The 24,825-nt window shown below is 39.7% G+C and carries 13 protein-coding genes; 6 read left to right on the top strand and 7 right to left on the bottom strand.

Going from position 1 to position 24,825, the window contains the following annotated elements:
- Nucleotides 1-146: 146 nt before the first annotated feature.
- The 5 genes from ADICYQ_RS03230 to ADICYQ_RS03210 form a co-directional block, all read right to left on the bottom strand.
- On the bottom strand, nucleotides 147-1,580 hold the full coding sequence (locus tag ADICYQ_RS03230; RefSeq protein WP_020892198.1) for a pectate lyase: 1,434 nt from the start codon (nucleotides 1,578-1,580) through the stop codon (nucleotides 147-149).
- Between the two features lie 454 nt (nucleotides 1,581-2,034).
- Nucleotides 2,035-3,066, bottom strand: coding sequence for a PorP/SprF family type IX secretion system membrane protein (locus ADICYQ_RS03225; RefSeq protein ID WP_051160103.1), 1,032 nt, complete (start codon nucleotides 3,064-3,066; stop codon nucleotides 2,035-2,037).
- Nucleotides 3,063-8,783: a T9SS C-terminal target domain-containing protein gene (locus ADICYQ_RS03220; protein ID WP_020892195.1), complete on the bottom strand. Its 5,721-nt coding sequence runs from the start codon at nucleotides 8,781-8,783 to the stop codon at nucleotides 3,063-3,065. Before ADICYQ_RS03220 ends, ADICYQ_RS03225 begins: the two co-directional genes overlap by 4 nt.
- A gap of 339 nt (nucleotides 8,784-9,122) precedes the next feature.
- Nucleotides 9,123-10,151, bottom strand: a complete 1,029-nt coding sequence (locus ADICYQ_RS03215) for a PorP/SprF family type IX secretion system membrane protein (protein ID WP_051160102.1) — start codon at nucleotides 10,149-10,151, stop codon at nucleotides 9,123-9,125.
- Nucleotides 10,148-15,844, bottom strand: a complete 5,697-nt coding sequence (locus ADICYQ_RS03210) for a PKD domain-containing protein (RefSeq protein ID WP_235114336.1) — start codon at nucleotides 15,842-15,844, stop codon at nucleotides 10,148-10,150. Before ADICYQ_RS03210 ends, ADICYQ_RS03215 begins: the two co-directional genes overlap by 4 nt.
- A 395-nt stretch (nucleotides 15,845-16,239) precedes the next feature.
- On the opposite strand from ADICYQ_RS03210, the gene ADICYQ_RS03205 reads away from it, so the two are divergent.
- Genes ADICYQ_RS03205 through ADICYQ_RS03195 form a run of 3 tightly spaced genes read left to right on the top strand, consistent with a single transcriptional unit; the run spans nucleotide 16,240 to nucleotide 20,199 of the window.
- A complete protein-coding gene (locus tag ADICYQ_RS03205; RefSeq protein WP_020892192.1) occupies nucleotides 16,240-18,084 on the top strand; it encodes a glycoside hydrolase family 2 protein in 1,845 nt (614 codons plus the stop codon).
- Nucleotides 18,081-19,253 carry an aldose epimerase family protein gene (locus tag ADICYQ_RS03200; RefSeq protein WP_020892191.1) on the top strand — a complete coding sequence of 391 codons (1,173 nt, stop codon included), beginning with the start codon at nucleotides 18,081-18,083 and terminating at the stop codon, nucleotides 19,251-19,253. Before ADICYQ_RS03205 ends, ADICYQ_RS03200 begins: the two co-directional genes overlap by 4 nt.
- 1 nt (nucleotide 19,254) lies before the next feature.
- Complete coding sequence (locus tag ADICYQ_RS03195; protein ID WP_020892190.1) at nucleotides 19,255-20,199, top strand: SMP-30/gluconolactonase/LRE family protein; 945 nt, start codon at nucleotides 19,255-19,257, stop codon at nucleotides 20,197-20,199.
- A 149-nt stretch (nucleotides 20,200-20,348) separates the two neighbouring features.
- Here ADICYQ_RS03195 and ADICYQ_RS03190 read toward each other — a convergent pair whose 3' ends face one another.
- Nucleotides 20,349-21,458, bottom strand: coding sequence for a geranylgeranyl reductase family protein (locus ADICYQ_RS03190; protein ID WP_020892189.1), 1,110 nt, complete (start codon nucleotides 21,456-21,458; stop codon nucleotides 20,349-20,351).
- A gap of 9 nt (nucleotides 21,459-21,467) precedes the next feature.
- Nucleotides 21,468-21,824, bottom strand: a complete 357-nt coding sequence (locus ADICYQ_RS03185) for a hypothetical protein (protein ID WP_020892188.1) — start codon at nucleotides 21,822-21,824, stop codon at nucleotides 21,468-21,470.
- Nucleotides 21,825-22,268: 444 nt separating this feature from the next.
- Between ADICYQ_RS03185 and ADICYQ_RS03180 the strand changes: the two genes are divergently transcribed.
- Genes ADICYQ_RS03180 through ADICYQ_RS03170 form a run of 3 tightly spaced genes read left to right on the top strand, consistent with a single transcriptional unit; the run spans nucleotide 22,269 to nucleotide 24,805 of the window.
- Nucleotides 22,269-22,967: an orotidine 5'-phosphate decarboxylase / HUMPS family protein gene (locus ADICYQ_RS03180; RefSeq protein ID WP_020892187.1), complete on the top strand. Its 699-nt coding sequence runs from the start codon at nucleotides 22,269-22,271 to the stop codon at nucleotides 22,965-22,967.
- Nucleotides 22,968-22,985: 18 nt separating this feature from the next.
- A complete protein-coding gene (locus ADICYQ_RS03175; RefSeq protein ID WP_020892186.1) occupies nucleotides 22,986-24,011 on the top strand; it encodes a zinc-binding dehydrogenase in 1,026 nt (341 codons plus the stop codon).
- Nucleotides 24,012-24,013: 2 nt separating this feature from the next.
- Entirely contained in the window at nucleotides 24,014-24,805 is a 792-nt protein-coding gene (locus ADICYQ_RS03170) for an SDR family NAD(P)-dependent oxidoreductase (RefSeq protein ID WP_020892185.1), read from the top strand.
- Nucleotides 24,806-24,825 lie beyond the last annotated feature (20 nt).

The following is a 24,825-nucleotide window of genomic DNA, read 5'->3' as shown; positions in this document are numbered from 1 at the left end:
CGGGCAATAGGAGTGAGTCTAGCAGAAGGTATAGGCTCATAAATTTTGACCTAAATTAGTTTGGAAAGGGACTTGGATCGATGGGTAGGTTTAATCCAGGGAGACCGACTAATGTATTGTGATCTCCTTGCTCATTAGGTCTCCTATCAGTATTTATCGAGCTCCTTACTCAATGAGATGTACTCAGAAAGTGTGGCGATATTTTCATTGAAAACGGCGCTGCTTATTCGATCCATTGTTAAATACTGACCATTCCAACGTTCTCCACTCGGCATTCTCTTCTTAAAGCTATCATTTTTGCTTATCCAGGCACCAGATTTTTCCTGAGCTTCAAGTATTGCCATAATGTCCCCAGTGATTTCCTCTAAACGCAGGGAGAGTTGGTCTTTTGAAAGAAAATGATGCTCCGATTTCCACAGGTCTTTGCTTCCTAACTTTAGTGCTTTCTCATAGCGTAAGGAACTTTTATCAAGCCGAGATTGCAAATCAGACTGATATCCATATCCTGTACGACGCTCAGGATGAAGGTCCTCAATATTTTCTACCCGAATCCTAGGTCTATCATAGTAAAGCGGCTTGCCAGTTCCTAGTTCTACAAAACGTGCCCATTTACCATTTTCCATTCTTGTCTCCCGAAGCCATCTTAAAGCATCAGGAATTGGCTCTAATATCGTTTTTTTATCCAATACAATGTACAAATCAATTAGGGTATTGATATTATTGACCGTTACCAAAGGACAAACAGCTGCTGGTTCAAAAGTACGCGCCCAGGCAGGCTGGAGAAACTCGTTGTATTGTTGTGCCCAACCTGGTTGTGGGGGAGGAAGTTGGGAAATATTCATGAATCTAGCAGCTTTTCGAAGGCTTTTCTCAATGGCTTCATCATTGGGGTAATATTGATAAGCCTCTATCATTACACGAATACAATCATTGATTCCTCCATCGTTAAAAGTTGCGTAATCATGGTAATCTCCTTGTTCAGGGTACTTATGAGGCCAACCTCCATTGCTTAGTTGCGTGTGCATCATCATTTTCAATGCCCTTTGGGTGGCAGCATTGATAAGACTGTCTTCAAGTTGCTGGTCCAAGGCCATTAAGAAACTGACAGCAGATTGCGTTTGATTGTCATCGAAGCTTACTTTATCATTGTCCAATTTATTGAAGTTGATGGTATGGTCCCAACCACCATTTATGTTTTGACCACGAATCAAAGCATAGGCTGCTTCTTTGGCAAATTCAAGGGCTTGTTCATCACCCGTTGCCTTATAGACACGTAAAAAAGATTGACCTACTGCGGGCGTTCCGGGAGGCTGAACTTCAATAGTTTGATTGTCCAAGGGCACCTCTCCCCATTTCAAAGACAAATCGGGCGTTACAAAGTAAACATAACCGCCTTCGGTGTTTATAGTCTGAAAAAAGGCCACCCCTTTTCTCATTGATGCTTTCACTTTTTCATTTAAATCAACCCTTTCTGCTTGGCTCAAGCTATTGTTTTGCGCAAATATTGTCGAAATATTAAACACGGCCATTAGCCCAAAAAGTGTACAATAGCTAAGCAATTTTCTTCCTTGGAAAGTCATATATGGGTTTATTTATTTTTAATAATTTGTCTAATAAACGAAAAATGCTGTGTTTTATCAAATAGGAATAAAGGAAGCAAAGAATTTTATTTGGCAATGTTAAATTCATGGATTGAACTGTTGCTTTGTATATTTGATAAAATAGTTTGGGATTAATAGCCTATATCCATTATGAGAAGTTCTCGGGTCAATGATTTGGCTAAAGTCATTGATGGGTATATCTTTTATGAGACCTCCAGCTAAAGCAGAAGGCTATTTATGAATTAAATTCTATTTCAAATTTCATTATTTTATGCAATTATCCAAAAGTCAAAATCTTAATAGGAATGGGCTTAAGCCCATTTTAAATTAAAATGTCCGAACTCGGGCTTTAGCCAAAATTTGATTTTTTTACTTAAAAAATCACTGCCTATTGTTTTAATTAATTTTTTAATCTTAATGAATAAAACACTCTTCAATACCTCCAACTTGCATTACCTGGAGGGCAAGGCAGAATGGTTTGCATAAATTTCTTCTTTCGAAGGTCTGTGAAGTAGATAGATACTTCATGGGAAACGTGAGCAGGGTTGCTAAACTTATTGAGCATATAATCATAGCTGTAGGCCATGGTAATGCCACTTAATAGACTAAAACCTAAAACAGCATTGATGGAGTTTTGATCTGGCAATTCATTGAATCGGGTAACGTTTCTGAAGCCAAGTCCTCCAATGAAATTCTCTACCTGTATTTGAGGAATCACTTCTATCTGTTGGAAGGTTCCCTGTCTTTTGTAATTGAAGGAAACAGAAAATACCTTCCGGATATTACCCGTTTTAAACAACCTTCTGTCTAAATTTTTAACATAGCCTCCATGGAAACCCCATTTTATGGGTAGATTATTTCCTATGCCGTCATCCAGAAAGCCAATATTGGGGCGGGAGAGGTGACTACTGCTTACCCCAAACCAAAAGTCAGGCACTTGTAGCAAAGCTCCAAAAGCAATGTCAGGGTACCATTTGCTGTCTTCCCCTGGTAACAGGTCCATGCTGCCAGGATTGACGGTTCGGTTAAGCAAGTCAATTTGATCTCCAAATACCATTTCCTGTAGGGTAATACTTCTGTTAACTAGCCCGAGTTGTCCGCCAAAGCGAAGGAAGCTTTGATTGTTCAACATCAGTTTATAGGAGAGGTATCCGGCTATATCAGTTGATCTTATATTCAATACAGACTCTGAAAATTGAGAAGCAGAAAAGCCAAATCCTACTTTGGTCTCATCAATATAGCTGTCAAAATACAGCCCATAAGCATTAAAGTCATAGCCTAACCCTGGCCATTGTTTTCTATAGTTGATGCCAACTCTGGTGACTTCCATAGCACCTGTAAAGGCAGGGCTTAGGTTAAGCGGTGCCGCGTAGAACTGCGTAAATTGAAAATCCTGTGCCATTAAGCCCAATGGACTGGATAACATACAGGTAATGTACAGCAAAATAATTTTTATCTCTCTCATTCCAAAAGCATAAATGCACCGGTTTCACTAAAATTTCTTCCGTCTGTGGTGGTATAACTCAATTTGTAAATGTAATTGCCTGGACTTGCCTTTTGTCCCCGAAAGCTTCCATCCCATCCTGCATCGTTCGGATCTTCAGAATGGAATAATATCTCTCCCCATTTATCCATAATGGTGAAAGCAAGGCTTTCTACATGCACAAACTTGGGGAAATAAGTATCATTCATACCATCTCCATTCGGCGTAAATACATTCGGTGTTTTAAGAAAATAATCAGTGATTACAATCTCGAAAGTATCGTAGGTTTCACAACCCCAGTTATCAGTGACCATCAGTGTTACTGTATAAGTCCCAGGGACCTGATAATTATAAATTGGATTCTCCTCTAATGCATTGTTTCCATCTCCAAAATCCCAGTAATACAAAACTATATTCCCGCTACTTTTATTGATGAATTGCACCTCAAAATTAACCAGGTTTTCACCGTATATCGGGAAGGCAGCTGATAAATAGTCTCCTTCGGCCAACACAACATTGTTTTCAACAACAAAGCTTTTGGTCTGAATACAGCCAATACCATCTGTAACAGTCACCTGGTAATTGCCAGGTGCATTGGTTTCCATTCGGTAGCCATTATTGGAGACTTCTCCGCTGCTCCAATCGATGGTGTAAGGGGCAACACCACCATCGATATTGAGGTCTATGGTCTCAAGAATTTCCCTTGGCTCACATTGTGTAGAAGTAGTATTGGCAACATTGATGAGGATTGGGTCAGGCCTTCGAACTTCAAAAGTTTGGCTTACAAAACAGCCTGACTGATCAGAAACTTCTACCGAATAATTGCCATTGGTCAGGTTGAAAATGGAGGGGCTTGTTTCTCCAGTACTCCAGCTATAGTTATAAGGTGGCCTTCCTCCAGAAACGGTAAGGTTAATGGCGCCACTATTGCCGTCTTGGCAAACCAAAGCATCATCGACCTGTCCCACAGCAATCAGTAAGTCGGGTTCCAAAAGGTTGAAAGTTCTCTCAATGGTACAACCTTTGGCATCTTCCAGGTAGACTGAATAAACACCTGGTGCTAAATTATACAAGGAAGACTGCTCTGGTCCATGGGCCCAGGTGGCCTTCACCGGTGCTGAGCCTCCGTTTAGATTTAGTAGGATGCTTCCATCCATAGCACCAAAGCAGGAAATAGGATTAACAACCGGGGTTATTTCGAATACAGGTACTTCAGCAATGGTTGCTTCTTTCACCACCGAGCAGCCATTGGCATCTGTCACTGTAACCTGATAAAATCCAGGACCAATTCCTATAAATGAACTTTGAGTAGAGCCTATGTTCCAGCTTATGTTGTAGGGTTCAACACCTCCTTGTATGTCTATAGAAAGATCAGCATCATTGGCATTGTAACAAGATACTTCTGTATGTATCATTGTTACCTCGAGAGGGGCATCTGGTTGCGAAATTTCAATATTCGAGCTTCCTATTTGACAACCATTGGCATCTGTTACGAGCACACTGTAAACGCCTGCCAATTGCGCATCTATATTTGGAGTGTTTGCCGCTATTGGAAGTCCATCTTTGGTCCATTCGTAAATATAGGTACCCACAATTCCTCCTTCAATTAGTAATGAAATGCTACCGGTAGGTTCTCCATAACACAATACATCTACTTTCTCGATTATATCCAATGACAAAGGTTCTGGAGCTGTAATGGTATATTCCTCTGTCACCACACAATCGTTTTCATCCATAATGGTAACTTCATAATCACCTGGTGAAAGATTACTCACTGTCAATGCATCAGAGGTGAACCCGTTAGGTCCGGTCCAGGACATGGTATAATTCCCTGTTCCACCTGAGGGGTTTAATTCAATGCTTCCATCATCAGCACCATAACAGCTGATTTCATACCCGTTTTGTAAGGCTACTTCTGAATTGGCGAGTAATGGATTTGGTTCGATAATGTTGATTATATCTGTAACGACTTCACATCCGTTTTGGTCGGTAATTGTGAGCTGGTAGTCACCAGGCTTTAAATTGCTAATGGAAGGTTTGTTACCAATAAAACTATCAGGACCTGTCCATTCGTATTGGTAATTTCCAGACCCTCCGGAAGTAGTGACGTCTATCCAGGCGTTATCAGCACCAAAGCAAGAACTATTGAAGCCAGTGAAATTAGATACGGAAACATCTTCAATCTGTAAACCTGTAGCCGGTTGAGTGATTTCCAGGTTTTCAATTTCTTGTAAGCAATTATTTACGTCAGTTACCATTAAAGAATACCTGTCAGCAATTAGCCCCGTGAAATACCAAGTGGTTTCAGTAGTGGGAGGAGAGGTACTTACCACGTCATCCGCTTCATTCAATAAGGTATAAATATAAGGCCCGGCAGAAGTTCTGTTGATGATTGCAGCCAAAACCCCAGTGGCCTGGCCAAAGCAATATACATTTACTTTTTCATCTGCCAATTCTCCTATTTCTAATCCTTCTGGTTCAGTAAGGGTATAGCTCTTGTTGATTTCGCAACCGTTAAGGTCAGTTATGGTAAGATTGTAAGTCCCTTGGAATAACTCTTCCAAATTTTCACTTTGGGAAACAAAACCATCTGGGCCTGTCCATTGTATGGTGGTACCACCTGAACCTCCGGAAATATCCAGGTAGATATATCCTTCGTTGCCACCATTGCATTGTACCCCAAATCCATTGTAATCAGATACTTCATCGATCAGGTTTAAAGGGTCAGGCTCTTCAATGTCAAAATCTCTGCTTAAAGTACATCCAGATTCATCGGCAACTATGAGCTCATATTTCCCTGCTTCTAATCCTACAAGGTTTGCTTCTTCAGAAGTAAAGCCATTTGGACCAGTCCAATTGTAAGACAAAAGGCCCTGGTTTCCAATGATATTAAATGAAATGGAGCCATCACTTTCTCCTGCACAGGAAATCTCATAGTCATTGTAGTCAGACAACAGAAGGTCTGTTAATTGAAGCCCTGAGGCTGGTTGATCGACCAATATGTTATCTAAAATGGTAAGGCATCCATTGGCATCTTCGACAGTTACTTTATAAAGGTCACCAGGAAGGTTTATAAAAGCATAAGATTCTCCTGTGAAATTGGATATACTCTGAATGGTAGTTGACTCATCCATAAGCTCCAAAGTAATGGCATATGGAGGCAAAGAGGATTGGTCGATGTTGATTGTAAAAGCCCCGTTGCTCTCACCAAAACAAGCCACTGGAACGCGTGAAGATAGGTCTTCAGAGACGATTAATTCATTGGGTTCGGTAATCTCAAAGGTCCTTTCGATAAGGCATCCATTTTCGTCAGTAAGCTCAAGCGAATAAGTACCCGCCGAAAGGTTTTGGAGGCTGCTTTCAACAGAACTGAAGCTATCAGGTCCTGTCCAGGAATAAGTATAATTGCCTGTCCCTCCTGAAGGATTAGGGTCAATGCTTGCATCTGCAGCACCAAAACAACTTATCTGAAAACCGTTGTTTTCAGGAATATTTTCATTCAATAATAGAGGGGCTGGTTCCTCTAAAATAATGCTGGCAATACTCGCTGTACAAATATTTTCATCGGTTACTATAAACTGGTATTCCCCTGGTTCAAGATTACTAATGTCTTTGCTGGTGGATTCGAAACCATTTGGCCCTGTCCAGAAATAGTCCAGGGTTCCAACACCTCCTGTAATGTCTAAAGTTATACTTCCATCTGCAGCTCCTGCACAAGATATCTGAAAGCCATTGAAATCGGATACAATATTGTCTTGAATAAGTAAGCCGGTCGGAGGTTCATCTACTAATATTCCTTCCAAAAGGGAATTACAGCCATTTTTATCTTCAATCCTAAAATCGTATAAGCCACCTTTTAATTCTGTAAAAAGCAATGGTTCTGATGAAATGGTATTTATAGGCCCTAATACATCGACTAAATCACCATCTAAAAATACTTCGATTGAAAATGGGGTAGGAGTGTCTTCTTGAATTTCAATAGCAATGGTTCCGGTTTCTTCGCCAAAGCACCTTACATCTTCCCTAAGGTCACTTAATTCAGTTAGCGTTAAAGGTGATGGTTCAGAAATGATGAAATTTTCTGCCACAATACAGCCATTCTCATCCGTTAATAAAACTGCGTATTCACCTGGTTCTAATTGTTGACGTGTAAATACATCATCTTCTGAACTTGGTGGCAAAACATCCAAATCATCGGAATTAGGAACGCTTAAATTGTCAAATTTCCCTTTATACCAGGCAATGGTATAACCGGGTACTCCTCCAGATGGATTGATGGTTAATGATCCATCATCGGCCCCATTACAAGTAATGTCTTGCATGGTATCGGAAAGAAGGAGGGCATCTGGTCCTTCTACCGTTATCCAGGAGGTAGTGAATTCACAAACGAGTGGATCTGCCCCTGCGATATCAAACAATCTACCTCGGTCAGTTATTTTGGCATAATAATCTCCAGCAGGTAAGTTTTCGAGTTTGCTTTCCATCCCTATAATTTCGCCCCCATCAGAGATAAATGTACTGATGTCACCTTCAACCTCTTCACCACCTTCATCAAACCAGGTGACGCCATATTTAATCCAGTTTTCTCTAGGATTTCCGGTAAATGGTTGAGACCAGCCCCCGCTTATCAATAGACTGATTTCTCCATCCATATCGCCATAGCAGGCCAGGTGTTCAACAGTTTCAATTATTTCAACAGGCTCAGGAATTATTATTTCAAAACTTTCCCTTCCATTACATTGGAATCTGTCTTCGATTTCCAGGGTATAAGCCCCAACTTCTAAGTTCTGAACCTGAATGACAGCAAACCCATCATCATCGGAAACCACGTCAAAATTAGTAGGTGTCTCATTTCCATCGCTGTCAATGATTACAAAATTATTTACAGGAAGTGCTGCATTGAAGATAATAAATTCTACTACTCCAGTATCGTCATCCGGGCAAAGGTATCCAGCAAAGTTTAATTCAAAATCCAGAGAATAGGCTTGGCCTAGTGGTCCTGCATTTCTGAAATACTCCCTTCCAATATTATCTATAGCGAAAATTTTATATTGTGCTTCTCTATCCAGATCATTATCTAAGCCAAAAACAACTGAAGCAGAGCTTTCAAATGGGGCAGTATTGTCTACAGTAATTTCTGATATTACATTGTCTGTTTCATCTACCAATTGAAAGGTAAAAGGAAAGGATTCTTCATATCTTTGATCTGGTTTGTAGGCACTCACAGTTAAAGTAATAGTGCCTTGGCAACTATTTTCAAAATAATTGAGTGGCAAAATAGGAGGAATGACAAGAACTGTCATAGGATAAATGGCACTTACATCTACTCCATCGGATACCTGGATATTGACAATTATCTCCTTGCCTTTTGCTTCCCAGGTGTCATCGTAAATAATAGTTGTACTTATGGTGTTTCCTATAAAAGTATAACCTTCACCCGCCAGTACTTCGAGGGTTAGATTTGATTTATCTCCTGAATAATCAATGGTTAGCATGTCCAGAGATAGTTCTAAATCTCCTTTATAATGAACCAGCTCATCTGTCTGGTCGGTAATTGTGACTGGAGCAAAAAAGGTGAATATTTCTCCTTTTGTTTCGAAAACCTGATAGGTGATTAATAAAGCAATAACAATCCCTGGAAATATAATTTTTCCATATTTTTTTATATACTTTAGTAGACTTTTTGTAAAAACAATCAATATCTAAATGGTCATTAAAAATTAGACTTACTTAAAGCTGAACCCAGATCAACGATTAAAATTAGACAATACATATTAAATAATTACTTATATTTTTATATAAATATAAAAATTTTAAAACCGGTTTAAATATTGAGTATAATTCGCAAGAAAGAATACTTTAAGTAAATAATAGGAATGGTCTTTAAACCAGAAATTTGTGATATCCAAGTAAAACCTTGCCATTATAGGTATATATCAACTTCTTGAAAAGTGTTTACCCAATTTTACGGTAAGCATTTATAAACCTTCTAATGAAGTAATATCATCAAAAAAAATACCCCGATTTAATAATTTGTCTTAGAATCCCCTGCTATTACTGGTAGGACAGGGAAGGATAGTTTGCATAAACTTTTTCCTTCTAAGGTCTGTGAAATAAATCGATACTTCATGCGAAACATGGGCAGGACTACTAAATTTATTAAGCATATAATCATAACTATACGCCATTGTAATCCCACTTAATAAGCTAAAGCCCAAAACAGCATTGATGGAGTTTTGATCAGGCAATTCGTTGAATCGGGTAATATTTCTGAACCCAATCCCTCCGATAAAATTTTCAATTTGTACTTGAGGAATTACTTCAATTTGTTGGAAGGTTCCCTGTTTTTTGTAATTAAAGGAAACAGAAAATACTTTGCGGACCTCACCTGATTTAAACATTCTCCTATCCAGGTTTTTAACATAGCCTCCATGTATGTCCCACTTTATTGGAAGGTTATTACCAATGCCCTGATCCAGGAAACCGATATTAGGACGGGAGACATGGCTACTGCTTATGCCAAACCAAAAGTCCGGCACCTGAAGCAATGCTCCAAAAGCTATGTCAGGATACCATTTGCTGTCTTCACCAGGCAATACATCAAAAGTGTTTGGATTAATCGTTTGGTTCAATAGGTCTATCTGATCACCAAAAACCAATTCCTGTAAAGTTAGGCTTCTGTTTACCAGTCCTAGCTGGCCACCAAAACGCAAGAAACTTTCACTGTTAAGCAAAAGCTTGTAAGAAATATATCCAGCAATATCTGTAGACCTAATATTGAGTAATGATTCTGAAAACTGGGAAGCGGATAATCCAAATCCAACGTTTGTTTCTTCTATGAAATTGTCATAATAAACGCCTGATGCCGTAAAATCGTAACCTAATCCTGGCCATTGTTTCCTGTAGTTAATCCCTACTCTTGTTGTTTCCATGGCTCCAGCAAAAGCAGGGCTTAAGTTAAGTGGCGCAGCATAGAACTGAGTAAACTGGAAATCCTGCGCTTTTAAGCCTACTGGGTAGGATAAAAAACAGATTATAAAAAGCATTAAGGATTTTATATTTTTCATTCCAAAAGCATAAATGCACCGGTGTCACTAAAATTTCTTCCGTCTGCTGTAGTATAATTCAATTTATAAACGTAATTGCCAGGGCTTGCTTTCTGCCCACGAAAAGTGCCGTCCCAACCGGGATCTTCCAGGTCTGCAGATTGGTACAGGATTTCTCCCCAGGTGTTCATAATGATGATTACAAGACTATTGATATTTAAGAACTTGGGGAAGAAATAATCATTAAGTCCATCACCATTTGGGCTGAATACATTAGGTGTTTTCAGGAAAAAGTCGGTTATCTTTATCGGAAACGATGTGCTCGTTTCACATCCCCAAATATCAGTAACGGTTAATGTAACTGTGTACGTTCCTGGAATCTTGTAACGATAGGTTGGATTCGTTTCCAGGGAATTGTTTCCATCACCGAAATCCCAATAGTATAAGCCTATGTTTCCATTGCTCTTATTAGTAAACTGAACATCAAAGTTTACCAGGTTTTCACCGTACAAAGGAAATGCATCAGAAAGGTAATCCCCTTTAACAAGGATGATGTTGTTTTGAACTGCAAAGCTTTTAGTCTGTATACAACCACTGGCATCAGTGACAGTCACCTGGTAATTTCCTGGTGCATTTGCTTCCATTCGGTATCCTTCCTCAAATACTTCACCACTGCTCCAGGCTATGGTATAAGGGGCTACTCCACCATCGATATTTAAGGAGTAATTTTCTATTATCTTCCTGGGGCTGCATTGCGCAGTTGTTGTGTTTGTTAGATTTATAGAGATAGGATCAGGTCTGCTGACTTCAAATGTTTGGCTGACAAAACATCCCGATTGATCCGTAACTTCCACAGAATAGGAACCATTGGTAAGGTTGGATATAGAAGGACTGCTTTTGCCATTGCTCCAGTTATAGCTATAGGGTGGCCTTCCACCGGATACAGTAAGTGAAATTTCTCCACTTTGACCATTGAAACAGGAAGAAGCATTTTGCACATGCCCTACCGCTACCAGCAATTCAGGTTCAAGCAAATTAAAAGTTCTTTCAATGGTACAGCCACTGCCATCTTCAAGATAGACCGTGTAAACTCCCGGACCCAGGTTGTATATGGAAGATTGTTCTGGGCCATGCGCCCAGGTAGCTGTAACAGGGGCCTTTCCTCCATCAAGGTTAAGCAAAATGCTTGCATCTGTTTCTCCAAAGCAAGAAATTGGGTTGATTACTGGGTCTATTTTAAAAACAGGCACTTCTTCTATGGTGGTTACCTTTATAATCTTACAACCATTTGCATCAGTAACTGTAACTTGGTAAAATCCTGGGCCAATCCCTTCAAAAGAACTTTGGGTAGCTCCTATGTTCCAACTGATCTGGTAGGGCTTGACTCCTCCTTTAATGGCTATGGAAAGGTTGGCATCATTGGCATTATAGCAAGATACTTCCGTTTGTTCCATTACTACTTCCAAAGGTGCTGTCGGTTGTTTGATAACAATAGGAGCACTGTTGATTTGACAGCCATTGGCGTCAGTGACTGTTACTTCGTAGGTGCCGGAAGAAAGTCCCTCAGGCTTAGGGGAATTAAGTGCTATTGGAACCCCATCCTTGGTCCAATCGTAGCTATAAGTGTTAATTATTCCTCCTTCTAGAAGCAAAGAAATACTGCCAGTTGCTTCGCCATAGCATAAAATATCGGTCTTTTCAACAAGTGTGATTGACAGCGGGGCAGGTTCTGTAATAGTAAATTGTTCACTTACTTCGCAGCCGTTTTCATCCCCAACATTTACGGTGTAAATTCCTGGGGAAAGGTTGTTTAAGCTCAAAGCATCAGAGGTAAATCCTTTAGGGCCTGTCCAGTCAATGGTATGAACGTCAGTCCCTCCAGAAGGGCTCAATTCAATATAGCCGTCATTCGCTCCATTGCAACTGATCCCATATCCATTTGAGATACCCATTTCTGAATTGATCAGCAAGGGTTCAGGTTCGATTAAACTTATAATTTCAGTAAGTACCTCACAACCGTTTTGATCTACGACAGTAAGGTGGTAATCACCTGGAATTAAATTTTTGATTGAAGGTGTGTCTGCTGAGAAATTATCTGGACCGGACCACTTGTAAAGGTTGTTTCCTGATCCACCTGAGGTAGTTATGTCTATCCATCCGTCAGCAGCTTCAAAGCAACTGATATTAAATTTGTTAAAAGAAGAGATGCTTACTTCATCAATTTGTAAGCCTGTAAGAGGCTGTGTAATCTCTAGGTTATTAATTTCTTTAAAACAATTGTTGGCATCGATTATCGTAATGGAATACTTTTCTGCAGGCAAATCAGTGAAAAACCAATTGGTTTCATTAGTGGGAGGGGAGGCATTGATCAATTCATTTGCTTCATTTCTAAGTTCATACCGATACGGACCAGCTGAGGTCCGGTTGATAACAGCTGCCAAAACCCCTGTTTCCTGGCCATAGCAAGAAACATTTACTTTTTCATCTGACAATTCTGCTATTTCCAGACCCTGAGGTTCTGTCAAGGTGTAGGTTTTATTGATTTCACAGCCATTGGTATCAGTTATGCTAACATGGTATGTACCGGGGAAAATATCCTCCAAACGAGAAGCTTCAGAAATAAAACCGTCTGGTCCGCTCCATTCAATTTTGGTGGTTCCTGATCCTCCTGTAATGTCCAGGTAAATAAAACCTTCATTTCCACCATTGCAATGGACTCCAAATCCATTGTAGTCAGAAACTTCATCTAATAGAACCAAAGGACTAGGTTCATTAATATCAAAATTGCTGCTAAGGGTACATCCATTTTCATCAAGAACAAGGACTTCATAATTCCCTGATGCCAGTCCATCTAGATTTGGTTCGTTGGAAGTAAATCCATTTGGTCCTGTCCAGCTATAGGATAATGGCCCCTGATTTCCCGAAACATTAAATAAAATCGAGCCATCAAATGCTCCGGCACATGAAATCTCATAGCCATTATATCCTGATAGTTCGATATCAGTGAGCTGAAGACCAGTTTCAGGTTGGTCAACCAAAATGTCGTCCAACCTTTTAATACAGCCATTGGCATCTTCTACTGTTACCCAATACTGGTTTCCGGATAGGTTCTCAAAAGTGAAGGCATCACTGGTAAAATCTGAAATTGTACGGATTGTTTGGTTTGTACCCATTAACCCTAAAGAAAGGGTAAATGGAGCAATTGAAGCTTGATCTATATTAATGGTGAAAGCACCATTACTTTCTCCATAACAGGCTACCGGTACCTGAAGATCGATGGCTTCAGATAGGATTAACTCATTTGGTTCAGTGATTTTGTAAGTAGCCTCGACTAAGGCTCCATTTTCGTCAGCTACTTCTAGTGAATAAAAGCCGGCAGAAAGGTTTTGAAGGTTGCTTTCTATAGAAGAAAAGCCCTCTGGTCCAGTCCATTTAAAGCTGTAATTTCCGGTTCCTCCGGAAGGATTTGGTTTAATTTCCCCTCCAGCATAACCAAAACAACTTATCTGAAAACCATTGACTTCAGGAATGTTGGGGGTCAAGGTTAAAGGCTCTGGAGCATTTAAGATTACGGATGCCAAACTGGCGGTACAATAGTTTTCATCAGTTACAATAAACTGGTATTCCCCAGGACCAAGATTGTTGATGTCTTTTGTAGTCGCTTCAAAGCCATTAGGACCTGTCCAGTAATAATCATACGTACCTTGTCCACCGTTAATGTCAAGGGAAATGTTGCCATCATTTGCCCCTGGAAATGATATTTGATAACCATTATATTCGGAAATAATAGTATCCTGAATTAGTAAGCCTGTTTCAGGTTGAGCTACAAGTATTCCTTCCAGAAGAAAATCACAACCTGTACTGGAAACAATCCTGAAGTCATACAACCCTCCTTTTAAGTTGGAAAAATAGAGCGTGTTTGAGGTAATACTATTTACGGGGCCCATTACATTTAATAGCTCTCCGTCTTTGAATACCTCTATTGAAAATGGAGTAGGAGTATCCTTGTACAGTTCGATAGCGATGGACCCTGTCGCTTCACCAAAACACCTGACATCTTTTCTGAGATCACTCAGTTCCACTAAGGTTAAGGGAGTGGGCTCGGTAATGGTAAAGTTCTTTGCAATGATACAGCCGTTTTGATCTGTAATCAATACCGCATACTCACCTGGGGTCAATTGTTGCTTTGAATATTCATCCCCACTTGAATTGGCAGGTAAAGCAAGCAGTTCTCCACTTACAGGTGAATTGGGGTTTTCAAAATTACCTGCATACCATTCAATTTTGTATTCAGGAGTACCTCCAGCTGGGTTAACTGTAATACTTCCATCCGCTACCCCATTACAGGAGATGTTTTGCGTGGTCTCAGTTAACGTTAAAGGTTCTGGCCCCTCAATGGTTATCCAGGCAGTTGAATTTTCGCAAACTAGTGGTGCTGCACCTGATATTTCAAACAACCTTCCTTCGTCTATTATTTTGGCAAAATATTCACCTGGAGGTAAGTTTTGAAGCTTACTTTCCATCCCAATAATTTGTCCTCCCAAAGTGACAAATGAATTTACCACATCCGACATTTCATTGCCGGCATCATCGTACCAAGTAACATCGTATTGTATCCATTCCTTTCGATGACTTCCAGGAAAAGGCGATGACCAGCCTCCATTTATTAACAGACTGACTTCCCCATTATTGTCTCCATAGCAAGTCACATGGTTCACTGTTTCAACTGTTTCAACAGGTTCTGGGATTACAATTTCAAAGCTTTCCCTCCCGTTGCACTGAAACCTGTCTTCAATTTCCAAAGTATAAGTGCCTGGATCCATTTCTTTGGTCTGAATAACCACGAATCCATCGGCTTCTGAAACAATTTCAAAATCCGTAGGTTTTTCCTTGCCATTACTGTCTATAATAATAAAGTTGTTTACTGGAAGTGTTGCATTAAAGATTATAAACTCTACTATTCCTGTCTTGTCTTCAGGGCAAAGAAGGCCAGCAAAGTTCAATTCAAAATCCAACGAATAAGCCACACCTAATGGTCCTGCATTTCGTAAGTATTCCCTTCCCAAATTATCTACCGCATATATTTTATACTCTATATCCCTATTTAGTTCAAAATCTTGACCGAAGGTAGCCGTTGCGGAACTTTGAAAGGGGGCAGCATTATTTATAGTAACTACCTTTAAGGTATCTCCAATATCATCTATCAATTTAAAGGTAAATGGAAAAGATTCCTCATGTCGCTGATTGGGTTTGTAAGCACTTAATGTAAGTGATATTATGCCTTTACAACTGTTCTCCGAATAAGCCAAAGGAAGAATAGGGGGAATGACAAGTACTTTAAAGGGATATACTTCGCTGAGATCCACTCCATCGGAAACCTGTATATTAACAAATATCTCTTTGCCTTTGGCTTCCCAATTTTCATTGTATAGTATGTTCGGGAATATTGTTTGGCCTGTAAAGCTATATCCCTCTCCTGGTTGTACTTCAAGTTGGAGCTTGGAGTAGTCACCCGAATAGGTAATGGATAACATTTCTGGAGAGATGGTTAACTCACCATTGAATTTAACCAAAGCATCAATTTGATCTTCGATAACTATAGTTGCAAAAGGGGAGCTTATGTCGCCTTTAATTTCAAAAATTTGAGATGCAAATATTAAAGATAAAATGATACTCGTTAATAAAAATTTACTATTTCCTTTCAACTGTTCCAACAAATGATTTTATAAAAAAAACCGTTATAAAAATGCCTTAACCAATTAAGAATTAACCTTCGGATAATTCAAATCGATAGGTAAAAATAGGTATTACAAATTTAATAAGTACCTGAATCATAAATTATTATGAATGGAAGACAATGCCTTGGTCTTTACTAAAAATTCAAATATTTGCCATAAAACTTAGAAGATCCATTATTCATATTTTCAATACCTTTTTTACCAGTATCAAATGAAAATAGCAAGTAAGAGAAATGAATGGATCCGTGTTATTTTATTTTTTGGATTTCAATTAAATTTTAACCTATTTGATTTAATTTTTTAATATTTTCGCTTAATTCCTTTTATTTAATGTCAATTGGAAATCACATTTCCTGAAACAATTACAACCCATGATTCAAAAAATAACCTGTTGGATTGCCTTATTTTTCATTGGATTTCCTGCTTTTTGTCAGCAAGAAAATTGGCAACCAGTACAAGACAAAATTTTATCGGAATGGTCAGCGGATATTGATCCTGGTGCACCACTTCCAGAATACCCAAGACCACAGATGACCAGAGAAAATTGGTCCAACCTAAATGGAATATGGCAATACGCAATATTGAAGAAAGGAGAAAATAAACCTTCCGATTTTCAGGGAGATATTCTGGTTCCTTACGCAGTTGAATCTGCCCTATCAGGAGTGGGTAAAACGGTAGGCAAGGACAATGAGCTTTGGTACCAAAGAGAATTCGATGTGGAGCGCAGCATGAAGAAAGGAAAGCTATTGCTTCATTTTGGAGCAGTGGACTGGGAAGCGGAAATATTTGTCAATGGAAAAAGTGTGGGCATGCATCAGGGAGGCTACGATCCCTTCTCTTTTGAAATTAGCGATGCTTTGGTCACTGGAAAGACACAACAATTGACCGTAAGGGTTTGGGATCCTACTGACGAAGGACCACAGCCAAGAGGGAAACAGGTCAATAAACCCCATGGAATATGGTACACCCCAGTGACGGGTATTTGGCAAACGGTATGGTTAGAGGCGGTTCCTGATCAATACATTGCATCCATAAGGAATACTCCGGATTTGGATAATAAGCAAATTATTATAAAGCCTCAGGTGATGCATGCAGCGCCAGGACAGGTGGTTAGTATAAGCCTAATGGCTAAGGGTACGCTTGTGGCAGAAAAGAAAGTTGCTGCTGGCGAGCAGGCTGTTTTCACATTAGATGAGCCTAATATTTGGGAACCGAACAATCCATTTCTCTATGATGTAGACGTGAGTCTGATGAGTGGGAGAAAGGTGCTGGATGAGGTGAAGAGTTATACGGCCATGAGAAAAATAAGCATGTTGCCAGATGAGAATGGCAATCAACGATTGCTTTTGAATGACAAGTTTTTGTTTCAATACGGTCCTTTGGATCAAGGATGGTGGCCTGATGGATTGTACACTGCCCCAACGGAAGAAGCCTTGGTATTTGATATTGATAAAACCAAGGAAATGGGATTCAACATGATTAGAAAGCATGTGAAGGTAGAACCTGCCCGATGGTATTACCATTGTGATCAGGTTGGCATGTTGGTTTGGCAGGACATGCCTAGTGGAGACATGGGCAATAGATGGGAATCAAGACCAGGTGTAGTAGGAAAAGGAACAGAAAAAGAAAGAACCCCAGAATCCATTGCCATTTTCAAAAAAGAATGGAAAGCCATTATGGATGCCAATTATAATTTTCCTTCCATAGTCGTCTGGGTTCCTTTCAATGAGGCCTGGGGACAATTCAATACCGAAGAAATTGTAAAATGGACTGTGGCATACGATCCATCCAGAATGGTAAATGGTGCAAGTGGAGGAAATTATACCTTGGAAGGTCAGATTATGGACATGCACAATTATCCAGATCCGGTCATGCCTGATCCAAAGATTTGGGGAACCAAGCAAATTATCGTTTTAGGAGAATATGGAGGTTTGGGATTGCCGATTGAAGGACATACCTGGCAGGAGAAGGACAATTGGGGATACCAAAGCTTTGAGGACAAAGCGGCTTTAAAAGAAAGGTACAGCAAATTGATTAAAGACCTGAAGCCTCTTTTACCAATGGGACTATCGGCTGCCATTTATACTCAGACCACAGATGTAGAAATAGAAACGAATGGTTTGATGACCTATGATAGAAAAGTGATTAAATTAGATCCTCAGTTTTTAAGACAATTGCATGAGGAATTGTACACGATTAAAATCCCAATGAAATGAAAGCATCACCCTTAATGGCCTTTTTAATATCCGGTTTGTTAATGGCCTGTGGCCAGAATAATAAAGAGCAAACTGATAACGAACAAAAATCAGAACCCAAATATTTAACAGCAATGGAAGATTCAGCATTTGAAAAAACCTTAAATGGTAAAACAATAAAATTATACCATCTCACCAATAAAAATGGCATGGAAATGACCGTCACCAATTTTGGTGCAAGGGTAGTAGAGCTTTTTGCTCCTGACAAAAACGGGAAGTTTGAAGATGTCGTTTTGGGTTATGACAACCTAGACGAGTATATCAATAATCCGGGTGGTTATTATGGGGCACCTATTGGCCGATATGGCAACCGAATTGCAAATGCAAAGTTCAGCCTGGATGGTAAAGAATATGCTTTAGAAGCAAACAACGGTCCCAACAACCTTCATGGGGCACCCGATGGCTACCACAAAGTTGTTTGGGAAGTATTGGAAGCGACAGATCAAAAATTGGAGATGAAATATGTGTCTCCGGATGGGGAAGGCGGTTTTCCTGGAGAACTAACTGTTTTCATGAATTACTACTTGACAGATGACAATGAATTCAAAATCACCTACAAGGCGACTACAGACAAACCAACCATCGTAAACCTCACACAGCATTCATTCTTCAACCTCAATGGCCAGGGGGAGGGTAATGTGAGAAATCACATGCTTCAACTTAACGCAGACAATTTCACACCTGTTGATGATACCTTAATTCCGCTAGGTGAAATCAGGTCGGTAAAAGGAACTCCATTTGATTTTAGTGAGCCGCACCTTATAGGAGAACGAATAGACGACGACAATGAACAACTTAAAAAAGGTGGAGGATATGATCACAATTGGGTGATTAACCGTGAAGAAGGAAACAAGGAGACAATAAAGACAGCAACTGTTTGGGTGCCTGAAAATGGTAGGAAAATGGAGGTTTTCACTGATCAGCCAGGTGTTCAGGTGTATACAGGTAACTTCATGTCAAGTGGAGGAGCTTCCAAACATGGTAAAGACTATGTGAAACAAGGTGCCATATGCTTGGAAACACAACATTACCCAGATTCTCCTAATCAGCCTTCGTTCCCATCTGTTACTGTAAGACCTGGAGACACCTACACCCATGAATGCATTTATAAGTTTTCAGTGATAAAATAACATGAAAGCGCTTCATATTTCAAGTATCATTTTTCTATCTGCTGTAGGGGTGTTTTCCTGTAGCGAAAAGAAAATAGCGGATAAGGAACAAGATTACCTTCCCATTACAATCGTTGAGGAAAATGATGGACTTCAGAACATTTTTGCATCAGGGATTGAGGCAAGAATTATAGGAGCTGACTATGAATGGACAGAGGGTCCTCTTTGGGTAGAAAAAGAGCAGATGCTGTTGTTTTCTGAAATACCTACGAATAAAGTTTATGCATGGAAGGAGGGAGCTCTGCCTGAGGTTTACCTTAATCCTGCAGGTCTCACTTCTGCTGAGACAAGAGGAGGGGAAGTTGGTTCTAATGGCTTGCTCCTGGACCCAAGTGGGAAGCTGGTATTGTGCCAGCATGGGGAGAGGCGTTTGGCCAGAATGATGGCCGAATTGGATGCTCCCGCTCCCAAATATGAAAGTGTCATAGCTGAATTTGAGGGAAAACGCTTCAATAGTCCCAATGATGCCATCTATGATTCCAAGGGTAACCTATATTTTACTGATCCTGCTTATGGATTGGAATTTAGAATGGAAGACCCCAAAAAAGAGATCGATTTTCAAGGTGTTTATAGGTACAATAAGAATGGTCAATTACAATTGTTGTTGGATAGTATTAGCCGGCCAAATGGCATTGCTTTATTACCGGATGAAAAACACCTGCTGATAGCCAATTCTGATCCCGAAAAACCTTATTGGTATTTGTATGAATTGGATGGGGACAAAGGTTTAAAAAATGGTAAGGTGTTTTATGATGCCAGTGCTGTTTTAGCCAATGAACCTGGGCTTCCAGATGGATTGAAAATAAAAAGGATGGAACCATCATTGCTTCTGGTCCTGGAGGCATTTGGGTTTTGGTTCGAATGGGGATCTGTTAGGCAGGTTGAAATTAGGCGAACTGGTATCTAATGTTGCTTTAAATGCGAAAGAGGATTTAATGTTTGTTACTGCCGATAGCTATGTGCTTAGCATTCCTTTGAAATAAGCCGTGTTGAGTTTAAAAAATAAGGCCATGTTTCTTTGCTTTTAGATAAATTTCAGCAAGGGAACATGGCTTTTTATTTTCTTTTAAGATCGTCAGGGAAAGCTTTTTTCCCCATGAAAATATCAGTTAATATTTCACAACCTTTCTGGCCAAACTTTTTAAGTAACATATTGCGAATAGCTGGTTGGGCATAACAAATAAAAGCAATGATAGCAGAACTGCCTAGATCAGCTAAAATTTGTTTTTCTAGTAATTCCTGGTAGGCATTTGAGGCAGCAACTTCATCGTAAAAGTTGTCTATAATGGCCGAAGCTGCCAATTCCCCTGAAAGTAATGCATTGGAAATACCTTCGGCTGTCAAAGGATCTGCGAAACCAGCAGCATCTCCAGTAAGGAAAACCCTGTTTTTAGAAAAACCATCCTTTCTTTTTCCTACCGGTATTTGAAAGCCATGTGCTTCAGAGGAAATAATTTCTTTAATGTCTAACTTTTCTAGGTAAGCATTGTAGTATTTTCTAAGATCAATTTTTTGCTTTTTCAAAGTGCAAACGCCTAATGAAAGATGGCCGTTTTTTGGGAAACACCATGCATAGCCATCAGGTACTGCATCCACATCAAATCGAACCTTACTGGATAACCTATTATAATCTTCACTTGAAACAACGACCTCAAATTCCAAAGCAGGAATAAGGGTTCTGCTTTCTTTCCAACCTCCCATTTTTGCAGTATTGCTAAGTACTCCATCTGCACCTATAAGGTATTGACAATGAACATCACCTTCAGTAGTTTTCAGGATTAAGGCTTGTTCTGACCTTTCAATACTTAGGGCTGTTGTTTCTTCCATTAAAACAGCTCCTTTTTTCAAGGCCTTATTGACTAAGAATTGATCAAAACTATCCCTCATGACCATTGAGATAATGGGTTCGTTTCTTTTGGCAGTAAAGAATTGGGGAGAATTTTCAAAAAAGACTACTAGCTCGTGGTATTCTTTTTCTATGACTTCATCTATAGAGAAAGGCAAACGTACCCGGCCCCGGTGAACGAGACCACCCCCACAGGTTTTGTATCGGGGAAGTTTTTCTTTTTCAATTATTACTACACTTTTACCCTTCTCTGCAGCTTTATAGGCAGCCATGGCTCCAGCTGGTCCAGATCCAATGATCACAATGTCAAATTTCTTCATAGGTATTTCTTAAAGATCATCTGGCTCTCTTTCTGGAATATCGGGTCCAGTTAAAATGAGCTGTCCTTCGTCAACATTAAAATTATAGGCTAATTTTATTTTGTCGAGATCCGCTTCATTGATATTTAAGCAGGCATTGTAAAAACTCTTGTTAAACCCCAAAGAGATGAAACCTGATGCCTGAAGTGGTGCTTTCAATGGCTCCAAAAGGTGGATGTTCTCAGCCAATGCTCCATCAAGTTTTGTGTAGAGACTTAAGAATATCTCAAGTTCATTCATGTTCTCTTTTAAAACGCTAGAAAAAGCTGACTCAAAATCTTCCGCCTTTTTTATGTTCTCACTTTTAAAAACCCACTTCTCCTGCATTATTGCATTATTTTTATGTGATAAATGTAAATGGAAAACCTTTAATTTATAGAATAGCCCATTCATGATAAATTGACGTAATTCTATTGAAAATAACAGACAAGATCAAAAATAAATAATTAAATTGAAACAGAATAAAAATCTTAATCCCCAAAATTCAATTAAGCTAGATATAGCATTTTTATCTCAGATTATAAAAATATATTTTAAGTTTTAGAATTAAAATTACTTGAAAATCAGGTGTTTTTTACAAATGTAATTAGATTATAAAGATAAAAATACGCTCTACGACTGGTCGGTTTTTAATCTATTGTTGTTTATTTAAATAGCCTATGGCCAAAACCAGGTGTATATGGCATGTTTCAACTCCCTTTAAAAATCGATTTACTTTAATAATTTAGCAAATAATTCAATTAATATTTATTACAAAATAACCTTAAGCAAATGAAACCAATTGTACAAATTAGTTTAGACCTAACCAATATAGATGAAGCCTTGGAAACAGCTGCGCTTGCAATGAGAGCAGGAGTTGATTGGCTGGAAGCAGGTACGCCATTAATTCTTGCTGAGGGTCTTCACGGAGTCAGAAAGCTTAGAGAAGCATTTCCTGGAGTGCCAATAGTCGCAGATCTTAAAACCATGGATGGTGGATACCTTGAGGCAGAAATGATGGCCAAAGCAGGAGCTACACATGTGGTGGTAATGGCAAGAGCCCATGAAGAAACCATTAAGTGTGTTGTTCAGGCAGGTAAAGACCATGGTGTAAAAGTGATGGGAGATAACTTGGGTTGCCCTGACATGGTTGCTGGCGCCAAATTTCTTGAAGACCTGGGATGTGATTACATTGTGCATCATATTGGGTATGACGAGAGACGTGGTATAGCTGCCCAAGGCAAAAGAATGCCAAGTCCATTGGATCAATTGAAAGAAATCGTTGCAGCGGTAAATGTACCAGTGCAGGCTGTTGGAGGGTTAAGCCTTGAGCAAGCCATTTCTACTCCAAAATATGGTGCTCCTCTAGTAGTTCTTGGTGCTCCATTGACCATTGATGCGGATGCTTTTAAAACTGCAGATGGCAATTTAGAAGATTCATTAAGGAAGATTTGTGAGGCCATCCATGCCTACGGAGATATCAAAATATAACAAAATAATAATAGCGAAATGAAAGCAGCAGCTGTAGTAAACTATGCGGAAACCAAAGGTTCCGTAGAAATAAGAGAAATTGAACAACCAGAGATTGGTGAGGGAGAAGTATTATTAGAAGTGGCCAATGTCGGCGTTTGTGGCAGTGATTTGCACCAATGGACTTCTGATCACAGTTGGCCGGTAAATTATCCTGTCGTGTTAGGTCATGAATTTGGAGGAAAGATATTAGAAGTTGGACCAAGAGTAGAAGGTTGGAAAGTAGGTGATAGGGTAGTAAGCGAAACGGCTGCCGTGATTGATCCTTTGAATCCTATGAGCCGAATTGGACTTTATAACCTTGATCCTACAAGAAAGGGTTTTGGATATGGGGTAAATGGAGCCATGACCAAATATGTGAAAGTTCCTGCCCGTTGTCTACACACTGTTCCTGATCAAGTGCCATTTGAGGAAGCTTGTTTGACAGAGCCTTGTTGTGTGGCTTATAGTGCAGTGGTCGTTAATTCTAATATCAAACCTGGTGACAGAGTTTTGGTAATTGGACCTGGAACTATAGGTGTATTGTGCGCTGTAATGGCCAAGATCAGTGGAGCGGAAGTAGCGATCGTAGGTTTGGAAGGCGATAGAGGTAGATTAGAAATTGCTAAAGGTTATGGCTGTGAAGCGATCATTGGTGATGCTACTGGCTGGGCCAGAGAAAGAGATGGCTTAGGTGCAGATTTAATTATTGATGCTGCTGGAGCAAGTGCAACCCTTAAAATTGCAATGAACTTGGTACGACCTAATGGTCAAATAACCAAAGTAGGTTGGGGACCTCAACCATGTAATTTTTCTTTGGATCCTATCGTACAGAAAAATGTACGTTTACAAGGTAGTTTCAGTCATAACTGGCCTATATGGGAAAAGGTTATTGGCATGATGGGTGCTGGTATTTTAGACGTGAAACCAATAATAGGAGGCGTTTGGCCTGTAACTTCATGGTTAGAAGCTTTTGAGAAAATGCACCATGGTGAGGTGATTAAAAGTGTATTGAAACCAGTATAACCATGCGCTTAAAGGATAAAGTAATTATCGTTACTGGTAGTACTACCGGTATAGGTAAGGCCATTGCCCTCAGAAGTGCAAAAGAGGGTGCCAAATTGGTGATTCATGGCCTGGAAGAAAAATGGGGCCAGGAAGTAGTTGAAATCATAGGCGCTGAAAACGCTGTCCTTCATATTGAAGATTTACAGGAGAATGGCTGTGCAGAGCGATTAGTAGCACTGGCTGTAAGTAGCTTTGGTAAATTGGATGCAGTGGTTAACAATGCTGCCTGGGTGGTTTCTTCTGATATTGAGGAAGTAGACCGTCCATTTATGGAAAAGGTGCTTTCTATCAATACCATCGCTCCTTTGCTTTTAATCAAAGCAGCTCTAAAGCAACTTGAAGCAAATAGGGGCAATGTTTTGAACATTGGTTCTGTCAATGCCTGGAGTGGTGAGCCCAATTTGTTGGCTTATAGTATTTCTAAAGGTGGTCTAATGACCATGACCAGAAACCTTGGCGACAGTCTTTTCCGTGACAATGGCGTAAGAATCAATCAAATTAACCCAGGATGGGTATTGACTGAGACTGAGAAGCAACGTAAAAAGGAACATGGACTTTCAGACAAGTGGTTTGAAGACCTTCCTAAAATGTATGCGCCAGCAGGAAGAATTTTAGCGCCTGAAGAAATAGCAGCAGCTGCTATTTTCTGGTTATCTGACGAGTCTGGCCCTGTGAGTGGACAGGTTATGGAATTGGAGCAGTATCCATTGATTGGAAGAAACGCACCAAAAGACACGAGTACAATTAATTAATACAAAATATTGAAATTATA

This window comes from Cyclobacterium qasimii M12-11B (assembly GCF_000427295.1).
Classification (GTDB): domain Bacteria; phylum Bacteroidota; class Bacteroidia; order Cytophagales; family Cyclobacteriaceae; genus Cyclobacterium; species Cyclobacterium qasimii.
The sequence above is the reverse complement of the archived record's forward strand: the minus strand, read 5'-3'. Positions and strand labels throughout refer to the sequence as shown.